Source organism: Micromonospora sp. NPDC007220, assembly GCF_040634035.1.
In the GTDB taxonomy this organism is placed as follows: domain Bacteria; phylum Actinomycetota; class Actinomycetes; order Mycobacteriales; family Micromonosporaceae; genus Micromonospora; species Micromonospora reichwaldensis.
Genome location: NZ_JBEYEU010000014.1, coordinates 79,966 through 95,633, shown reverse-complemented (window position 1 = coordinate 95,633; position 15,668 = coordinate 79,966). Strand labels below are relative to the sequence as shown.

Genomic DNA, 15,668 nt, shown 5'->3' with positions numbered 1-15,668 from the left:
GGTGGAGGACCGGCCCGGCGACCACTGGGACCGCAAGGTCGCCAAGGGCCTGGCGTTCCTGCGTCGTCGGCTCTCCGGCGACTACGAGGTCGACGAGTTCGGCTTCGATCCCGAGATCACCGACGCGGTCTTCCACCCGCTGCTGCGGATGCTCTACCGCGACTGGTTCCGCACCGAGGTCACCGGCCTGGAGCACGTGCCCACCGAGGGTGCCGGCCTGGTGGTCGGCAACCACTCGGGCACCGTGGCGCTGGACGCGCTGATCCTCTCGGCCGCGCTGCACGACCAGCACCCGGCCCGCCGCTACCTGCGGCTGCTCGGCGCCGACCTGGTCTTCCGGATGCCGGTGGTCTCCGAGCTGGCCCGCAAGACCGGCGGTACGGTCGCCTGCAACCCGGACGCCGAGCGGCTGCTCGGCAACGGCGAGCTGGTCGGCGTCTTCCCCGAGGGCTTCAAGGGCATCGGCAAGCTCTACTCCGAGCGCTACAAGCTGCAACGCTTCGGCCGGGGCGGGTTCGTCTCGGCGGCGCTGCGCACGGGCACCCCGATCGTGCCGGTCGCCATCGTCGGCGGCGAGGAGACCTATCCGATGCTCGCCGACATCAAGCCCCTGGCGCGGCTGCTCAAGCTGCCCTACTTCCCGGTCACGCCCACGTTCCCCCTGCTGGGGCCGCTCGGCGTGGTGCCGCTGCCGAGCAAGTGGCTGATCGAGTTCTGCCCGCCGATCCCCACCGCGCACCTGACCGACTCCGCCGATGATCCGCTGGTCGTGTTCAACCTCGCGGACCAGGTGCGGGAGACCATCCAGCAGACCCTGCACCAGTTGCTGGAGCGTCGCCCGGACCCGTTCGGCCCCTGACCGATGCGGGCGGCCCGCGTCGCTGAGGGCGCGGGCGGTCGGTGCCGCTGACGGCGCGGGCGGCCCGAGCCGTCAGCCGTCGCGGCGGCGCCGGTGCAGCGCCAACCCGGCGCCGACCGCCCCGGCGACCAGGCCGGCCGCGGCGGTGGACGGTACGGCGATCTTGACGGCGCGGCGGCCGGTGCGGAAGTCGCGGACGTCCCAGCCGCGCTGCCGGGCCTCCTTGAACAGGGCCGCGTCCGGGTTCACCGCCACGCCCCGGCCCACCATGGAGAGCATCGGCAGGTCGTTGCACGAGTCGCTGTAGGCGGTGCAGCGGCGCAGGTCCAGCCCTTCGACCGCGGCGAGCTGGGTGACGGCCTCCGCCTTGGCCGGGCCGTGCATCAGGTCGCCGACCAGCCGGCCGGTGTACGCGCCGTCGACGATCTCGGCGACCGTGCCGACCGCGCCGGTCAGACCCAGCCGCGCGGCGATCACCCGGCCGATCTCCACGGGCGCGGCGCTGACCAGCCAGACCCGCTCGCCGGCGTCCAGGTGGCGCTGGGCGAGCTGGCGGGTGCCGGCCCAGATCCGGGGCGCCATCAGCTCGTCGAAGATCTCCTCCGCGAGGCGCTCCACGTCGACCACCCGCCAGCCCTCGACGAAGGCGAGGGCGGCCTCCTTGGCCTGCGACATGTCGCCGGCGTGCTCGGTGGCGAGCAGCCGGAACCGCAGCTGCTGCCAGGCGAACCGGGCCAGGTCCGCGGTGGTGAAGTAGTCGCGCGCGGCGAGGCCCCGGGCGAACCAGTAGATCGACGCGCCCCGCATCATCGTGTTGTCGACGTCGAAGAAGGCCGCCGCGGTCGGATCGGGTTCCGGGGGCGCGAGGGGCGCGAAGTCGGTCTCCGCCCAGCCGGCGGTGTGACCGTGGGCGTCGGTGCTGACGGTCACCTTGCGGCTGCGGACCACGCGACCTCCCTCCGCTCGACCGGCGCGACATGTGCTTCCGCGAGGGTAGCCGGGCGCGCGTGGCGGCCCGCCGTCCATGGGGAGAACTGTGGCGCGGACGTCTCGGCCGGTCCGGCCGAGGCCGGGTCAGCGGTCGCCGGGGCAGGTGGCGGGGGCCGGGCCGAGGGCGTCGCTGCCGACGGGTGCGGGCCCGCCGCAGGCGATGGCCGCGCGCAGCGCGTCGGAGCGCTTACGGGCCGCGTCGAGCAGGGCGAGCGAGCGGCGGGTCCGGTCGCGTTCGGCCCGGCTGGCGTCGTCGAGGAGCCCGCCGACCGCCCGGCGCTGGCCGGTGAGGAAGGAGTTGACCGCGTCCAGCGCCGCCGGGTCCGAGCGCTGCGTCGCGGCGGTGGTCAGCAGGCGTACGCCCTGGCGGGTGTCGGCGTCCATGTCGTCCAGCACCGCGCTGAAGCCGTCCTCGTTGCCGCGCAGCGCGGCCGCCTCGGCGAGCCGGGTACGGGCGAAGTCCAGGAACAGTTGGCCCCGGCTGACGTCGGAACTGGCCAGCGCGAGCTGGGCGCGTTCGGTGGAGCGCTTCATGCCGTACAGCGCGTCGCCGGGGACGGCGTTCTCGCTGGCGGCCGAGATGCCCGAGAGGGCGACGGCGCCGGCCGCGACGCCGACCAGGATGGCGCCCCGGGCGCGGGCCCGGCGGGCGGTCACCGCCGGCAGCAGCCGGTTGCGGCCGGCGTCGGCGGCGGAGCGCCGGGACGACGGCTCGGTGGTGACGGCGGCCGGGGCACCGATGCCCTCGCGTTCGGCGGTGGCCAGGAGCATGGCCCGCAGCCCGGTGCGGAACTCCGGGTCCATCTCCACGGCGGGCGGGGCGGCGGGCAGCCGCTGACCCACCGCGACGAGCGTGGCCAACTGGTCGTCGGCCCGGGAACGGACGTGGTGTCGCCGGCCCCCGTTGGCCTCGTCGAGAAGCTGCGCGAAGCGCTCCGCGCGCCGACGGGAGAAGAGGTTGCTGTCCACCGCGGGCACCTCCTCTCGCTGGTCGCGGCCGGTCGGCCGCTGTCTTCGACAGCGACCGGTGACGGCGGGACACCACGGACGAAGGTCGTGGCCGGCCGCGCTGCCGGACCTCGGGGGCCCGGGGGATGCCGGGGCTACCACCGGTCGCACCCGGAGAAACGGTCCGCACCGGACATGGGTTACGGGGCCGGCGGAGGCGAAATCACGGAAAGTGATCGCTGTCACGGGGGCGCGACGCCACGGACCTGCGCGTACATCGCATCGATGCACGGCGTTCTTCCTGCCCGGGACTACGGTTGGAAGCCGTCCGGCAGCAGCCGGGCCAGCGCTCGTACCGCGCGGTACTGGAGGGCCTTGATCGCGCCCTCGTTCTTGCCCATCGTGCGGGCCGTCTCGGCCACGGAGAAGCCCTGCAGGAAGCGGAGCACGATGCACTCCTGCTGCTCCGGGTTGAGCTGCTTGACGGCGCTGAGCAGGGCCACGTTGGTGATGTGCTCGACGACCGCCGCCTCCGGGCTGCCCTCCGGGCCCCGGTCCTCGCGGTCGGCGTCCAGCACGTCCCCGGTGGTGACCTCCAGCCGGTAGCGGCCGGACTTGAAGTGGTCCGCCACCAGGTTCCGGGCGATGGTGACCAGCCAGGCGCCCAGGTCGCGGCCCTGCCAGGTGAAGCTGCCGATCCGCTTGAGGGCGCGCAGGAAGGTGTCGGAGGTGAGGTCCTCGGCGAGTTGCCGGTTGCCCACCCGGAAGTAGACGAACCGGAACACCGTGTCGACGTACCGGTCGTAGATCAGCCCGAACGCCTCGGACTCGCCGGCCTGGGCCCGCTCGACCAGCCCCCAGACCTCGGTCGCGGGGTCGGACGGGTCGGGCCGGCTGGGGAAGCCCGTCGAGGTGTTGACCGGCGCGGCGGCGGCCGGCACCGCCGGGAGCACGGCCGTCTCCGCGCCCGACTCGTCGGGCGCCTTGGCCGGTTCCGTGGTGCGGCGGCCCTGCGCCGGCATGGTGGGCCGGGCGGGGACGGCGACCCGGCCGCCGGCCGACTTGGCGTTGCCGCCCGGTGTCGCGGAGCGGGGCGGCGGTTCGTTCTGGTGTGGCCGGCTGCGCGTCCGGCTCGACGTGCCCTCCCCCCGGACGGCGAGGCTGCCCGTGTCGTCCAGCGGACCCCGGGCGGCGGGCCGTTCGTTGAGCTGGCCGCGGATCACCGGGTTGGTCAGGCCGGCCGGCCGTTCCGCGTATCCGAAGGTGGTCACCGCGCCGCCTCCGTCCCGCCGGCCGACCACGCCGGTCGGCGCGTCGCCGTCGTGGCCCGGCCCGCTGGGCCGGGCAGGGCTGGCTCGGGGTGTGCCGACGGGCGGCAGATCCCCTTGAGGTGCTGGTCCAATGCGCTCACAGGCACGGGGGCCTCCTCGGGCTGAGGGGTGTCGACTCACGGCAAATGGGGTGAGCCGACCCGAGTGATGATAGGGCCAACGTCACCCACGCGTGGCAAGTCCGTTACACAGGGCGGAAGTATTTCCCTCCGCGCCGCACACCTGGCGGACCGGTTGTCCGTCGTGTGCGGTTGACTTTCGGATTGCCGCGTGGTTGCGAAAGAAATTCCAGGTCAGCGCGCGTGTCGCGGGGTCGGGCGGGTCAGCGGCGCGGATGTCGACCCAGGACCGTCCGATGCGCCCGACGCGTCCCGGCGTGTCTTGTGGACGGGACCGGTCGCGTCCCGCCCGTGCCCACCGGTCGTCCCGTCGGTGGGACTCGTCCGGGCCGCCGTTCCCGCCGACCGGGGTGTCCCCTCCGGCCTCCGGCGGGCATGGCCCACAGGCCCCGCGCTGTGCCAGACTCAGCCACCGTGCAGGACGCAACCGACAGCTCCGCCTCGACCCTCGTCGAGCGGCTCCACCGGGCGGCCGCCGCCCACGGCGACCGACCCGCGCTGCACTGGCGCGATCGGACCGTCACCTGGTCCGAACTGGACGCGTCGGTGACGGCCACCGCCCACGCCCTGGCGGCCCTGCCCGGGGCGCGACCCGCCGGGTCCGACCCGACGCCGGGAGCCGCCGACCCGCACCCGCCCCGGATCGCCGTCGCGCTCGGCAACTCGCCGGACTTCGTGGTGAGCTGCCTGGCCGCGCTGCGCGCCGGGCTGGTCGCGGTGCCGGTCAACCCCGGCCTCACCGCCCCCGAGCTGCGGCACGTGCTGGCCGACTCCGGCGCCTCGGTGCTGATCGGCACCGAACGGGTACGCGAACTGGTCGCCGACGCCGCCGGGGACCTGCCCGCGCTCGTCGCCGTGCACACCGCGCCGCCGGTGGCCGACGCCGGTCAGCCGTTCCCCGACCGGGGCGGCGACGACCTGGCGCTGCTGCTCTACACCTCCGGCACCGAGGGGCGGCCGAAGGGCGCGATGCTGACGCACCGGGCGCTGGCGGCCAACCACGAGCAGGTCGGCCGCATCGACCCGCCCGTCGTCGGCCCGGACGACACCGTGCTGCTGGCGCTGCCGCTGTTCCACGCGTACGGGCTGAATGCGGGGCTGGGCGCGGTCGTCCACCATGGCGCGACGGGGGTGCTCGTCGACGACCTCGGCTCCGACGCGGGACTGGCCGTGATCGCCCGGCACCGGGTCACCGTGCTGGTCGGCGTACCGTCGATGGTGGCCGCCTGGTCCACGGCGGACGCCGCCGCCCTCGCCGCGGCGATGCCGTCGGTCCGGGCCGTGGTCTGCGGCGCGGCGCCGCTGGAGCCGGCCGTCGCGGCGCGCTTCGCCGAGGTCGCCGGCCGCCCGGTGCACGTCGGGTACGGCCTCACCGAGACCGCGCCGGTGCTCACCTCCACCCTGGTCGGCGGGGAGCCGAAGCCCGGCTCCATCGGCCGGCCGCTGCCCGGCGTCGAGTTGCGGCTGGTCGGGACCGATGGGGCCGACCTGTGGCGCGACGGCGTGGCCGAGCCGGAGGACGACGCCGACGAGCTGGACCTCTCCGACGTCACACCCGGCACCGACCCGGGCCAGGTCGTGGTGCGCGGGGCGAACGTCTTCGCCGGCTACTGGCCGGACGGCCGGGACGGCCCGGACGCCGACGGCTGGTGGCCCACCGGCGACGTGGCGTACGCCGACTCCGACGGCGACCTCTTCCTGGTCGACCGGATCGGCGAGCTGATCCTGGTCAACGGGTTCAACGTGTACCCGCACGAGGTCGAGCTGGTGCTCTCCGCGCACCCGGGGGTGGCCGAGTCGGCGGTACTGGGTGTGCCGCACCCGCGGACCGGCGAGACTGTCCGGGCGTACGTGGTGCCGGCGCCGGGGCGTCCGGTGACCGGTGAGGAGCTGCTCGCCCACTGCGCCCGCAACCTGGCCCGGTTCAAGTGCCCGACCGCCGTCGAGTTCGTCGACGAGTTGCCGCACTCGGTGATCGGCAAGGTGCGCAAGACCCTGCTCCGGACGGCGTCGTCCCCGGCGTCCCCGGTGCCGTCCCCGGCGGCGTCGCCGGAGACCCGCCCGTCGGCCCCGGCCGGCGCCAGCACGACGGAGGAGACCGATGCGTGAGCCCCGACTCACCCTGATCACCCGCCCCGGCTGCCACCTCTGCGACGAGGCGAAACTGGCGCTGGACCGGGTGGTGGCGGTCACCGGGGACCGGTGGACCGAGAAGGACGTCACCGACGACATCGAGCTGGAACGCGAGTACGGCGACCGGCTGCCCGTGGTGCTGCTCGACGGCAAGGAGCACGGCTACTGGCGGGTGGAGGAGGAGCGGCTGCTGCGGGACCTGACCACGCCGCAGCTGTGACGCCAGGCGTTAGGGTGCTCCGATGACCCCGGCGCGCAACCACCTGGTGTGGGACTGGAACGGCACCCTGCTCAACGACCTGAGCCTGGTGGTCGCCTGCACCAACGCCGCCTTCGCCAGCGTCGGCGGGCCCGCCGTGACCGCCGACGAGCACCGGGTACGGTTCCGCCGGCCGATCGCCGACTACTACGCCGAGGTGCTCGGCCGGGCGGTCGACGACGACGCGTTCGGCCGGCTGGACCGGATCTTCCACGACGCGTACCGCACCGGGCTGACGACCTGCGAGCTGGCGCACGACGCCACGGTCGCGATGGCCGCCTGGCCGGGCAGCCAGTCCCTGCTGTCGATGTGGTTCCACGAGGAACTGGTGCCGACCGTGCACACGTACGGGCTCACCGGGCACTTCGTCCGGGTGGACGGGCTGCGGGCGACCGTCGGCGGGGACCGCAAGGCCGAGTCGCTCCGGCGGCACCTGACGGAGCTGGGCGTGGACGGCCGGGACGCGGTGCTGATCGGGGACTCCGTCGACGACGCCGACGCCGCCGTGTCGGTGGGGGGCCGCGCCGTCCTCTACACCGGCGGGTTCACCGACGCGGCACGGTTGCGCGCCTCCGGCCACCCGGTCGCCGAAACCCTCAGCGAGGCGGTCAGCCTGGCGGCCACGCTGCCCTGACCGGGCCGGTGAACGTCCGCGCGCTCGCGGCAGACCGGCCTCCGTCCGCGCCCGGACGGCAGGCCGGCGGCCGGTCCGTGCGCTGGTGGCAGGGCCGGGCGGCGGGTCAGTTGCGCAGGTAGGCCAGCACGGCCAGGACCCGGCGGTGCTGCTCCGTGTCGGGCGGGAGCTGGAGCTTGGTGAAGATGTTCCGGACGTGCTTCTCGACGGCGCCGTCGGTGACCACCAGGGTCTTCGCGATCGCCGTGTTGGAGCGGCCCTCGGCCATCAGCGCGAGCACCTCGCGTTCGCGCGGGGTGAGCTCGCGCAGCGGGTCGTCGCGCCGACGCCGGGCGAAGAGCTGGCCGACCACCTCGGGGTCGAGCACCGTCCCGCCGGCGGCCACCCGGTCCAGCGCGTCGAGGAACTCGTCGATCGCGGCCACCCGGTCCTTGAGCAGGTAGCCGATCCCGCCTCCGCCGCCGCCGGTGGTGGCGAGCAGGTCGTCGGCGTACGACACCTCGACGTACTGGGAGAGGACCAGGATCGGGGTGCGGGGCACCAGGCGGCGGGCCTCCACCGCCGCGCGCAGCCCCTCGTCGGTGTGCGACGGCGGCATCCGGACGTCGACGATCGACACGTCCGGCCGGTGCGCCACCACCGCCACCACCAGCGCGTCGCCGTCGGCCACGGCGGCCACCACCTCGTGCCCGCGCTCGGTGAGCAGCCGTACCAGCCCCTCCCGGAGCAGCACCGCGTCGTCCGCGATCACGATCCGCATGTCCTGTTGTCTACCACGTACGGCTCACAGCGGGAGTTCCGCGCGGATCTTGGTGGGCCCGCCGGCCGGACTGACCACGGAGAGCCGGCCCCCGGCGGAGCGGATCCGGTCGGCGATGCCGACCAGCCCGTGCCCCTTGGCCAGGTGGGCGCCGCCCTGCCCGTCGTCGTCGACGTCGACCTCCAGCCGCCCGTCGTGCCGGGCCACGGTGACCTGGCACTCGGTCGCCCGGCTGTGCTTGGCGACGTTGGTCAGCGCCTCGGACACCACGAAGTAGGCGGTGCTCTCGACCGCCGGGTCGAGCCGGCCGGCCGGGTTGGCCAGTTCCGGGTCCACCCGCAGCTCGATCGGGATCAGGCCGCGCCCGGCCAGTGCCGCCAGGGCGCTGGGCAGTCCCCGGTCGACCAGGATCGGCGGCGCGATGCCCCGGGACAGGGCGCGCAGCTCGGCGAGCGTCTCCCGGGTCTGGGTGACCGCCTCGTCCAGGGTGCGCCCGGCGGCCCCCGGGTCGGTGGCGAGTTGCTGGCGGGCCCGGCTGAGGTCCATCGCGAGCCGGACGAGGCGCTGCTGCGGGCCGTCGTGGATGTCCCGCTCCAGTCGGCGCAGCGCGCTCGCCTCGGCGGAGACGGCGGCCCGCTTCTGCTCCTCCAGCACGGTGATCCGGTTGCGCATCTCGGCCACGCCGGTGAGCAGGGCCCGACCGAAGCCGGCCTGCAGCAGCGCGCAGCCCCGGGCCACGATCGGCAGGGTGATCAGGAAGAACAGCCCGATCGCGGTGTGCAGCCCGATCCGGACGACGGTCGAGTCGCCGAGGCCGAGGAGCTGGGGGAGGCCGACGTCCTCCGGGTCGCCGTGCGGCAGCGTCCAGTCGTACGCCCAGTAGAGGGTGCCGGCGACGGCGCCGGCCCACCAGACCAGCGTGACCACGAAGGTGACGATGGCCACGATCAGCTTGAGGATGCCGTGCGCCAGGTCGAGCCAGGACTGCGCGTCCCCCATCGGCACGAAGATCCGCCGCCAGGCGCTCGCGCCGGGCTCCGGGAGCCGGTACTGGGGGCGGATCCGGGCCTGGTGGAGCACGGTGGGCAGGCGGAGGCGCTCGATGTCGGCGAGGCCCCGGGCGGCGTAGAGGGTGCCGCTGAGGATCGGCAGGCCGATCACCGTCACGACCAGCCCCAGCCCGGCGGCCAGGCCGACCAGCAGGACGACGAAGCTGGCCAGGGCCAGCGGGAGGCCCAGCAGCACGTAGCCGGAGTCCAGCAGGAGCTGTCGGGAGATGGTCGGCGCCGGCACGGGCTGATCGGCGGCGACGGGTACGGCGGTCATGTCAAGAGGCTAGGCAGCGCGGGGCCGCCGACCCATCCCGTCGGCCCGCCTCTGCGGCGTAGGGCTGGCCCTACCGTGACCGGATCGTGGGCGAGCCGTGGGCCGCGCGATTGGTCAGAGAAGTCGTAATTGAGCAATAATCGGCGCTACCGGCACCATCGCCACCGCCCGGAGGCCGGGCGGTGGCCGGCGGCGGCCACTGGATCGATCTTGCGGAATGGAGGGGCTGGTGAAGCCGCGTCGCGAGCTATCAAGATCGCGATTTGTGCACGCGTTCACAAGCGCCTACTCTGTAGTTCCGACGCGCCCTGCTAGCACAGCCGGCAATCTCGGTCGCCAGCGGGGATCCCGAAACGGCCGGCCGCCCGAGTTGGCCGAGGATCGCACCGCACGGAGTCTCATGAGTCAGCACCGTCACCCTGGCGCGCCCGGCCGAGCCGGTGCCGTACCGGCGCTCCCGGATCTGCCGGAGGCGACCGTCGCGCGGCTCCCGGAATACCTCCGTGCCCTGCACAACCTCGCCGAAACCGGCCACGAGACCGTGTCCAGCGAGGGGCTGGCCAGCGCCGCCGGCGTGAACTCCGCGAAGCTCCGCAAGGACCTCTCGCACCTCGGCTCGTACGGGACCCGTGGCGTCGGCTACGACGTGGCGCTGCTGGTCGACCAGATCGAGTACGTGCTCGGGCTCACCCAGCGGCGGGCCGTCGCCCTGGTCGGCGTGGGTAATCTCGGTCACGCCCTCGCCGGCTACGACGGCTTCGCCAGCCGCGGCTTCCGGATCGCCGCCCTCTTCGACGCCGACCCCGCCCGGGTCGGCGAGGAGATCAGCGGGCTGGTCGTCCGGCACATCGACGAGCTGCCCCGGGTCGCCGTCGAGGAGGCCATCGCCATCGGCGTGATCGCCACCCCGGCCCCGGCCGCCCAGGCGGTGGCGGACCAGCTCGTGGCCGTCGGTGTGACGAGCATCCTGAACTTCGCCCCGTGCGTACTCTCGGTTCCGGAGGGGGTCGACGTGCGCAAGGTCGACCTCGCGATCGAGCTGCAGATCCTGTCCTTCCACGAGCACCGCAAGGCATCGCTGACCGCGCTGCCCGCCACCGGTGGGTCCGCCCTGACCGCCCTGCCCGGGGGGCTCGCCGTCACCGACCCGCAGGAGGCGATCGGCACGTGAAACTGCTCGTCGTCGGCGCGTCCTACCGCACCGCTCCCGTCGCCACGCTGGAGCAGCTCGCGGTCGGCCCCGCGGACCTCACCCGCACCCTGGACCGCCTGGTCGCCCAGCCGTACGTGACCGAGGCCGTGATCGTCTCCACCTGCAACCGGGTGGAGGTCTACGCCGCCGTGTCCGGCTTCCACGGCGGCCTCGGCGACATCTGCGCGGTGCTGGCCGACCAGGCCGGCTGCCAGCCCGCCGCGCTCGCCAACCACCTCTACGTGCACTTCGACGCCGCCGCCGTGGACCACGTCTTCCGGGTCGCCGCCGGGCTCGACTCGATGGTCGTCGGCGAGGCGCAGATCCTCGGCCAGCTCCGGGACGCCTACCATTCCGCGACCGGGGCCGACACCGCCGGGCGGCTGCTGCACGAGCTGATGCAGCAGGCGCTGCGGGTCGGCAAGCGGGCGCACGCGGAGACCGGGATCGACCGGGCCGGCCAGAGCGTGGTGACCGCCGCGCTGGAGCTGGCCGCCGGGCACCTCGACGGCGACCTCGCCGGCCGTCCCGCGCTCGTGGTTGGCGCGGGCGCGATGGGGTCGCTGAGCGTCGCCACGCTGTCCCGGCTGGGCGCGGGGCCGCTCACGGTCACCAACCGGGGCGCCGACCGGGCCGTCCGGCTGGCCGAGGCGTACGGGGCCAGCGCGACGCCGATGGCGGAGCTGACCACCGTGCTCTCCACAGTGGACATCGTAGTGGCCGCCACCGCGGCCACCGAAGCGGTCCTCACCCGTGACGTGGTGACCCGGGCGCTCGCCGGGCGCGACCCCGGCCGGGGGCCGCTGGTCCTGCTCGACCTGGCCGTGCCGCGCGACGTGGAGGCCGGCGTCGCCGAGCTGCCCGGCGTCGAGGTCATCGACATCGACCGGATGGCGACGCTGCTCGCCGACGGGCCCGCCGCCGCCGATGCCGCCGCCGTCGAGCGGATCGTGGCCGGCGAGGTCGACGCCTTCCTCACCTGGCTGCGCGGCGCCGACGTGGCGCCCACGGTGGCCGCCCTGCGTGGCCGCGCCGACGACGTGGTCGGCGCCGAGCTGCGCCGGCTCGCCCAGCGCCGCCCGGACCTCACCGACGACCAGCGCGCCGAGGTGGCCCGGACGGTGCACCGGGTGGTGCAGCGGCTGCTGCACCAGCCGACCGTGCGGGTGCGCCAGTTGGCGGCCGAACCCGGCGGCGACCAGTACGCGGCCCTGCTGCGCGAGCTGTTCGACCTCAAGGTGCCGCAGACGTCCCCGGTCGACAGCGTCCCCGACATCGTGGCCGGCGACGCCGCGCCGCCGTTCGGCCTCGCCGACCTTCCGCCGCCGTTCGGCCTCGCCGACGTCCCGCCGCCCGTCGGTCACGCCGACAATCTGCCGTCGACGGGTTCCGCCGACGTCCCGCCCCTCGGAGGTGAGCGATGAGCACGCCCCTGCGCCTCGGTACCCGGGGCAGCAAACTGGCGATGGCCCAGTCCGGCCACGTCGCGGAGGCCCTGACCGCCGCCACCGGCCGGCCCGTCGAGCTGGTCGAGGTGGTCACCGCCGGCGACCGCTCCTCCGCGCCGGTGCACCGGCTCGGCGTCGGCGTCTTCGTCTCCGCCCTGCGGGACGCCCTGACCGCCGGCACCATCGACTTCGCGGTGCACTCCTACAAGGACCTGCCCACCGCAGCGGCGGCCGGGCTGCACATCGCGGCGGTGCCGATGCGGCAGGACCCGCGGGACGCGCTTGTCGCCCGGGACGGCCGGACGCTCGCCGAGCTGCCCTCCGGCGCGACCGTGGGCACCGGAGCGCTGCGCCGCATCGCCCAGCTGCACGCCCTCGGGATGCCGCTGGAGGTCACCCCGATCCGCGGCAACGTCGACAGCCGCCTCGCGCGGGTGCTCGGCCCGGAGGCCGACCTCGACGCGGTCGTCCTGGCCCGGGCCGGGCTGGCCCGGCTCGGGCGTACCGACGTGATCACCGAGACGCTCGACCCGATGCTGATGCTGCCCGCGCCCGCCCAGGGCGCGCTGGCGGTGGAGTGCCGGGCCGACGACACGGACCTGGTCGAGCTGCTCACCGTGCTCGACCACGCACCGTCCCACGCCGCGGTCACCGCGGAGCGGGCGCTGCTGGCCACCCTGGAGGCCGGATGCTCCGCCCCGGTCGCCGCCTACGCCGTCGTCGCCGAAGGCGAGCCAACCGGCTCGGGCGTCGAGGGTGACTTCGTCCAGGAGATCTATCTGCGCGGGGCGGTGATCAGTCCGGACGGTACGAGAGACCTCCGGCTGTCCCGCACCGGAACGCTCGCCGACGCGGCGGAGATCGGCAAGGCACTCGCCGCCGAACTCCTCGACCTCGGCGCCGACTCGATCCTCGGCCACGATGGACACGCCGGCCCGGGGACCCAGCAATTTGGGAGCACAGAATGACCCGCACCCGTAAGCCCGTAGGCCGCATCGCCTTCGTCGGGGCCGGTCCCGGCGACCCGGGCCTGCTGACCCGCCGGGCGCACGACGCTCTGGTCGACGCCGACCAGGTGGTGTACGACCGGGGAGTCCCCGAGTCGCTGCTCGACGCCGTCCGCGCCCAGGCCAGGGAAGACGCCCAGTTCACTCCGGCGGAGGGCGCGCCGGGTGACGTGGCGAAGGTGCTGATCTCGGCGGCCCGTTCCGGGCTGAACGCGGTGCACCTGGTCGCCGGCGACCCGTTCGGCCACGATTCGGTCGTCAAGGAGGTGCAGGCGGTCGCGCGGACCGCCGCACACTTCGAGGTGGTTCCCGGGGTCGGCCAGGCCGAGGGGGTGGCGACCTACGCGGGCGTGCCGCTGCCGGGCGTACGGACGGCGGCCGACGTCGAGGACGTCAGCACGCTGGACTTCGACGCGCTGGCCGCAGCCGTCGGCCGGGGCTCGCTGGCCCTGGCCGTGGACGCCGGCGACCTCGCCGCGATCCGCGACGGGCTGCTCGCGGCCGGGGTGGAGGGCACCACCGGCGTCGGGGTGACCGGCGACGGCACCGGCGAGACGCAGTACACCACCACGTCGACCGTCGACTCGTTCGTCGCGGCGGCGCTCGGCTTCACCGGCCGGGTGGTCCTCACCGTCGGCGAGGGCGTGGGCCAGCGGGACAAGCTGAGCTGGTGGGAGAACCGGCCGCTGTACGGCTGGAAGGTCCTCGTGCCCCGCACCAAGGAGCAGGCCGGCGTGATGAGCGCCCGGCTGCGCGCGTACGGGGCCATCCCCTGCGAGGTGCCGACGATCGCGGTCGAGCCGCCGCGCACCCCGGCCCAGATGGAGCGGGCGGTCAAGGGCCTGGTCGACGGCCGGTACGCCTGGGTGATCTTCACCTCGGTGAACGCGGTCCGCGCGGTCTGGGAGAAGTTCGCCGAGCACGGCCTCGACGCCCGGCACTTCGGCGGCGTCAAGATCGCCTGTATCGGTGAGGCGACCGCCGACGCCGTCCGCGCGTTCGGCATCCAGCCCGAGCTGATCCCGTCGGGGGAGCAGTCCTCCGAGGGGCTGCTCGCCGAGTTCTCGCCGCACGACGAGATCCTCGACCCGGTCGGTCGGGTGCTGCTGCCGCGCGCCGACATCGCCACCGAGACCCTCGCCGCCGGGCTCACCGAGCGCGGCTGGGAGGTCGACGACGTGACCGCCTACCGGACGGTACGGGCCGCCCCGCCGCCCGCCGAGATCCGGGACGCGATCAAGTCGGGTGGCTTCGACGCGGTGCTCTTCACGTCCAGCTCGACGGTGCGCAATCTGGTGGGTATCGCGGGGAAGCCGCACGCCCGTACCGTCGTTGCAGTGATCGGGCCCAAGACGGCGGAGACCGCGACGGAGTTCGGCCTGCGGGTCGACGTCCAGCCGCCGCACGCCTCGGTCCCCGATCTGGTGGAGGCGCTCGCCGCCTACGCCGTCGAGCTGCGCGAGAAGCTCGCCGCCATGCCGGCGAAGCAGCGCCGTGGCTCGAAGGTGCAGGGGCCGACCGCCCTGAGGTTCCGGTAGTCGTAGCAGGAGGTCCGTGATGCCGTACCCCGAGATCCGGCCCCGCCGGCTGCGCCGCAACGCGGCCATCCGGCGGCTGGTCTCCGAGACCCGCGTCGACCCGGCCGAGCTGGTCGTGCCGATGTTCGTCAGGGAGGGGTTGACGGAACCGCGGGCGATCGCGTCGCTCCCGGGGGTGCTCCAGCACTCCCGGGACTCGCTCCGCAAGGCCGCGGCCGAGGCGGTCCAGGCGGGCGTCGGCGGGATCATGCTCTTCGGCGTGCCGGAGCGGCGGGACGCCACCGGCTCCGGTGGGATCGACCCGAACGGCATCCTCAACGTCGCGATCCGCGACGTCGTGGCGGAGGTGGGCGACGCCACTGTGGTGATGAGCGACCTCTGCCTGGACGAGTTCACCTCGCACGGCCACTGCGGCCTGCTCACCCCCGACGGTGGCGTCGACAACGACGCGACGCTGGAGGCGTACGCCGAGATGGCGGTCGCCCAGGCCGCCGCCGGGGTCGGTGTGGTCGGGCCGTCCGGCATGATGGACGGCCAGATCGCCGTGGTACGCCGGGCGCTCGACGCCGCGGGCCACCAGGACGTCGCCGTGCTGGCGTACGCCGCCAAGTACGCCTCGGCCTTCTACGGCCCGTTCCGGGACGCGGTGGAGTCGGCCCTGGAGGGCGACCGCCGCACCTACCAGCAGGACCCCGCCAACCTGCGGGAGTCGTTGCGCGAGGTCGAGCTGGACGTCGCCGAGGGCGCCGACATGGTGATGGTCAAGCCGGCCCTGCCGTACCTCGACGTGGTGTCGGCGGTCCGCGCGGCGGTGGACGTCCCGGTCGCCGCCTACCAGGTCTCCGGCGAGTACGCGATGGTCGAGGCGGCTGCCGCCAACGGCTGGATCGACCGGGAGCGGGTGATGCTGGAGACGCTCACCTCGATCCGCCGGGCCGGCGCGCAGATCATCCTCACCTACTGGGCGGTCGAGGCCGCCGGACTCCTCCGCCAGCGCTACTGACCCAACCCGCCCCAGCGCGACCCGCCCCGGCGCGGCGCGGCTTGGCCCAGTGCGGCGCGACCCGGCGCGGGCTGGTCCTGCCCGGCGCGGCCCGTTCGGGCGCGCCCTGATCCGGTCCGAC

The 15,668-nt window shown here is 74.6% G+C and carries 14 protein-coding genes; 9 read left to right on the top strand and 5 right to left on the bottom strand.

Annotation, left to right across the window (positions count from 1 at the left end; all coding sequences use genetic code 11):
• Position 1 precedes the first annotated feature (1 nt).
• On the top strand, positions 2 to 859 hold the full coding sequence (locus ABZ573_RS22540; RefSeq protein WP_151453408.1) for a lysophospholipid acyltransferase family protein: 858 nt from the start codon (positions 2 to 4) through the stop codon (positions 857 to 859).
• A 72-nt stretch (positions 860 to 931) separates the two neighbouring features.
• Here ABZ573_RS22540 and ABZ573_RS22535 read toward each other — a convergent pair whose 3' ends face one another.
• The 3 genes from ABZ573_RS22535 to ABZ573_RS22525 form a co-directional block, all read right to left on the bottom strand.
• On the bottom strand, positions 932 to 1,807 hold the full coding sequence (locus tag ABZ573_RS22535; protein WP_358120650.1) for an HAD-IB family hydrolase: 876 nt from the start codon (positions 1,805 to 1,807) through the stop codon (positions 932 to 934).
• A gap of 126 nt (positions 1,808 to 1,933) precedes the next feature.
• Entirely contained in the window at positions 1,934 to 2,818 is an 885-nt protein-coding gene (locus ABZ573_RS22530; RefSeq protein WP_358120647.1) for a DUF5667 domain-containing protein, read from the bottom strand.
• A 290-nt stretch (positions 2,819 to 3,108) separates the two neighbouring features.
• The gene (locus ABZ573_RS22525; protein ID WP_151453392.1) at positions 3,109 to 4,068 is read right to left on the bottom strand and encodes an ECF subfamily RNA polymerase sigma factor, BldN family; all 960 of its coding nucleotides are present in this window, start codon (positions 4,066 to 4,068) and stop codon (positions 3,109 to 3,111) included.
• Between the two features lie 554 nt (positions 4,069 to 4,622).
• Here ABZ573_RS22525 and ABZ573_RS22520 point away from each other — a divergent pair.
• The 3 genes from ABZ573_RS22520 to ABZ573_RS22510 are packed head-to-tail and all read left to right on the top strand — an operon-like array spanning position 4,623 to position 7,273.
• Positions 4,623 to 6,356, top strand: a complete 1,734-nt coding sequence (locus tag ABZ573_RS22520; protein ID WP_358120644.1) for an AMP-binding protein — start codon at positions 4,623 to 4,625, stop codon at positions 6,354 to 6,356.
• Entirely contained in the window at positions 6,349 to 6,600 is a 252-nt protein-coding gene (locus tag ABZ573_RS22515) for a glutaredoxin family protein (RefSeq protein ID WP_121399981.1), read from the top strand. Before ABZ573_RS22520 ends, ABZ573_RS22515 begins: the two co-directional genes overlap by 8 nt.
• A 22-nt stretch (positions 6,601 to 6,622) precedes the next feature.
• Positions 6,623 to 7,273 carry an HAD hydrolase-like protein gene (locus tag ABZ573_RS22510; RefSeq protein WP_151453394.1) on the top strand — a complete coding sequence of 217 codons (651 nt, stop codon included), beginning with the start codon at positions 6,623 to 6,625 and terminating at the stop codon, positions 7,271 to 7,273.
• 106 nt (positions 7,274 to 7,379) lie between these two features.
• On the opposite strand, the gene ABZ573_RS22505 is transcribed toward ABZ573_RS22510, so the two are convergent.
• Positions 7,380 to 8,033 carry a response regulator transcription factor gene (locus tag ABZ573_RS22505; protein ID WP_151453395.1) on the bottom strand — a complete coding sequence of 218 codons (654 nt, stop codon included), beginning with the start codon at positions 8,031 to 8,033 and terminating at the stop codon, positions 7,380 to 7,382.
• A gap of 24 nt (positions 8,034 to 8,057) precedes the next feature.
• The gene (locus ABZ573_RS22500) at positions 8,058 to 9,359 is read right to left on the bottom strand and encodes a sensor histidine kinase (protein WP_151453396.1); all 1,302 of its coding nucleotides are present in this window, start codon (positions 9,357 to 9,359) and stop codon (positions 8,058 to 8,060) included.
• Between the two features lie 400 nt (positions 9,360 to 9,759).
• Between ABZ573_RS22500 and ABZ573_RS22495 the strand changes: the two genes are divergently transcribed.
• From ABZ573_RS22495 to hemB, 5 genes are read left to right on the top strand one after another with little or no spacing between them, the layout of a single operon-like run.
• Positions 9,760 to 10,530: a redox-sensing transcriptional repressor Rex gene (locus ABZ573_RS22495; protein ID WP_151453397.1), complete on the top strand. Its 771-nt coding sequence runs from the start codon at positions 9,760 to 9,762 to the stop codon at positions 10,528 to 10,530.
• The gene (locus ABZ573_RS22490) at positions 10,527 to 11,975 is read left to right on the top strand and encodes a glutamyl-tRNA reductase (RefSeq protein WP_151453398.1); all 1,449 of its coding nucleotides are present in this window, start codon (positions 10,527 to 10,529) and stop codon (positions 11,973 to 11,975) included. The genes ABZ573_RS22495 and ABZ573_RS22490 overlap by 4 nt, the downstream gene beginning before the upstream one ends.
• On the top strand, positions 11,972 to 12,967 hold the full coding sequence (hemC, locus tag ABZ573_RS22485; RefSeq protein WP_151453399.1) for a hydroxymethylbilane synthase: 996 nt from the start codon (positions 11,972 to 11,974) through the stop codon (positions 12,965 to 12,967). Before ABZ573_RS22490 ends, hemC begins: the two co-directional genes overlap by 4 nt.
• On the top strand, positions 12,964 to 14,544 hold the full coding sequence (locus tag ABZ573_RS22480; protein WP_151453400.1) for a uroporphyrinogen-III synthase: 1,581 nt from the start codon (positions 12,964 to 12,966) through the stop codon (positions 14,542 to 14,544). The genes hemC and ABZ573_RS22480 overlap by 4 nt, the downstream gene beginning before the upstream one ends.
• A gap of 19 nt (positions 14,545 to 14,563) precedes the next feature.
• Entirely contained in the window at positions 14,564 to 15,547 is a 984-nt protein-coding gene (gene hemB, locus ABZ573_RS22475) for a porphobilinogen synthase (RefSeq protein WP_358120637.1), read from the top strand.
• The last annotated feature ends 121 nt before the right edge of the window (positions 15,548 to 15,668 follow it).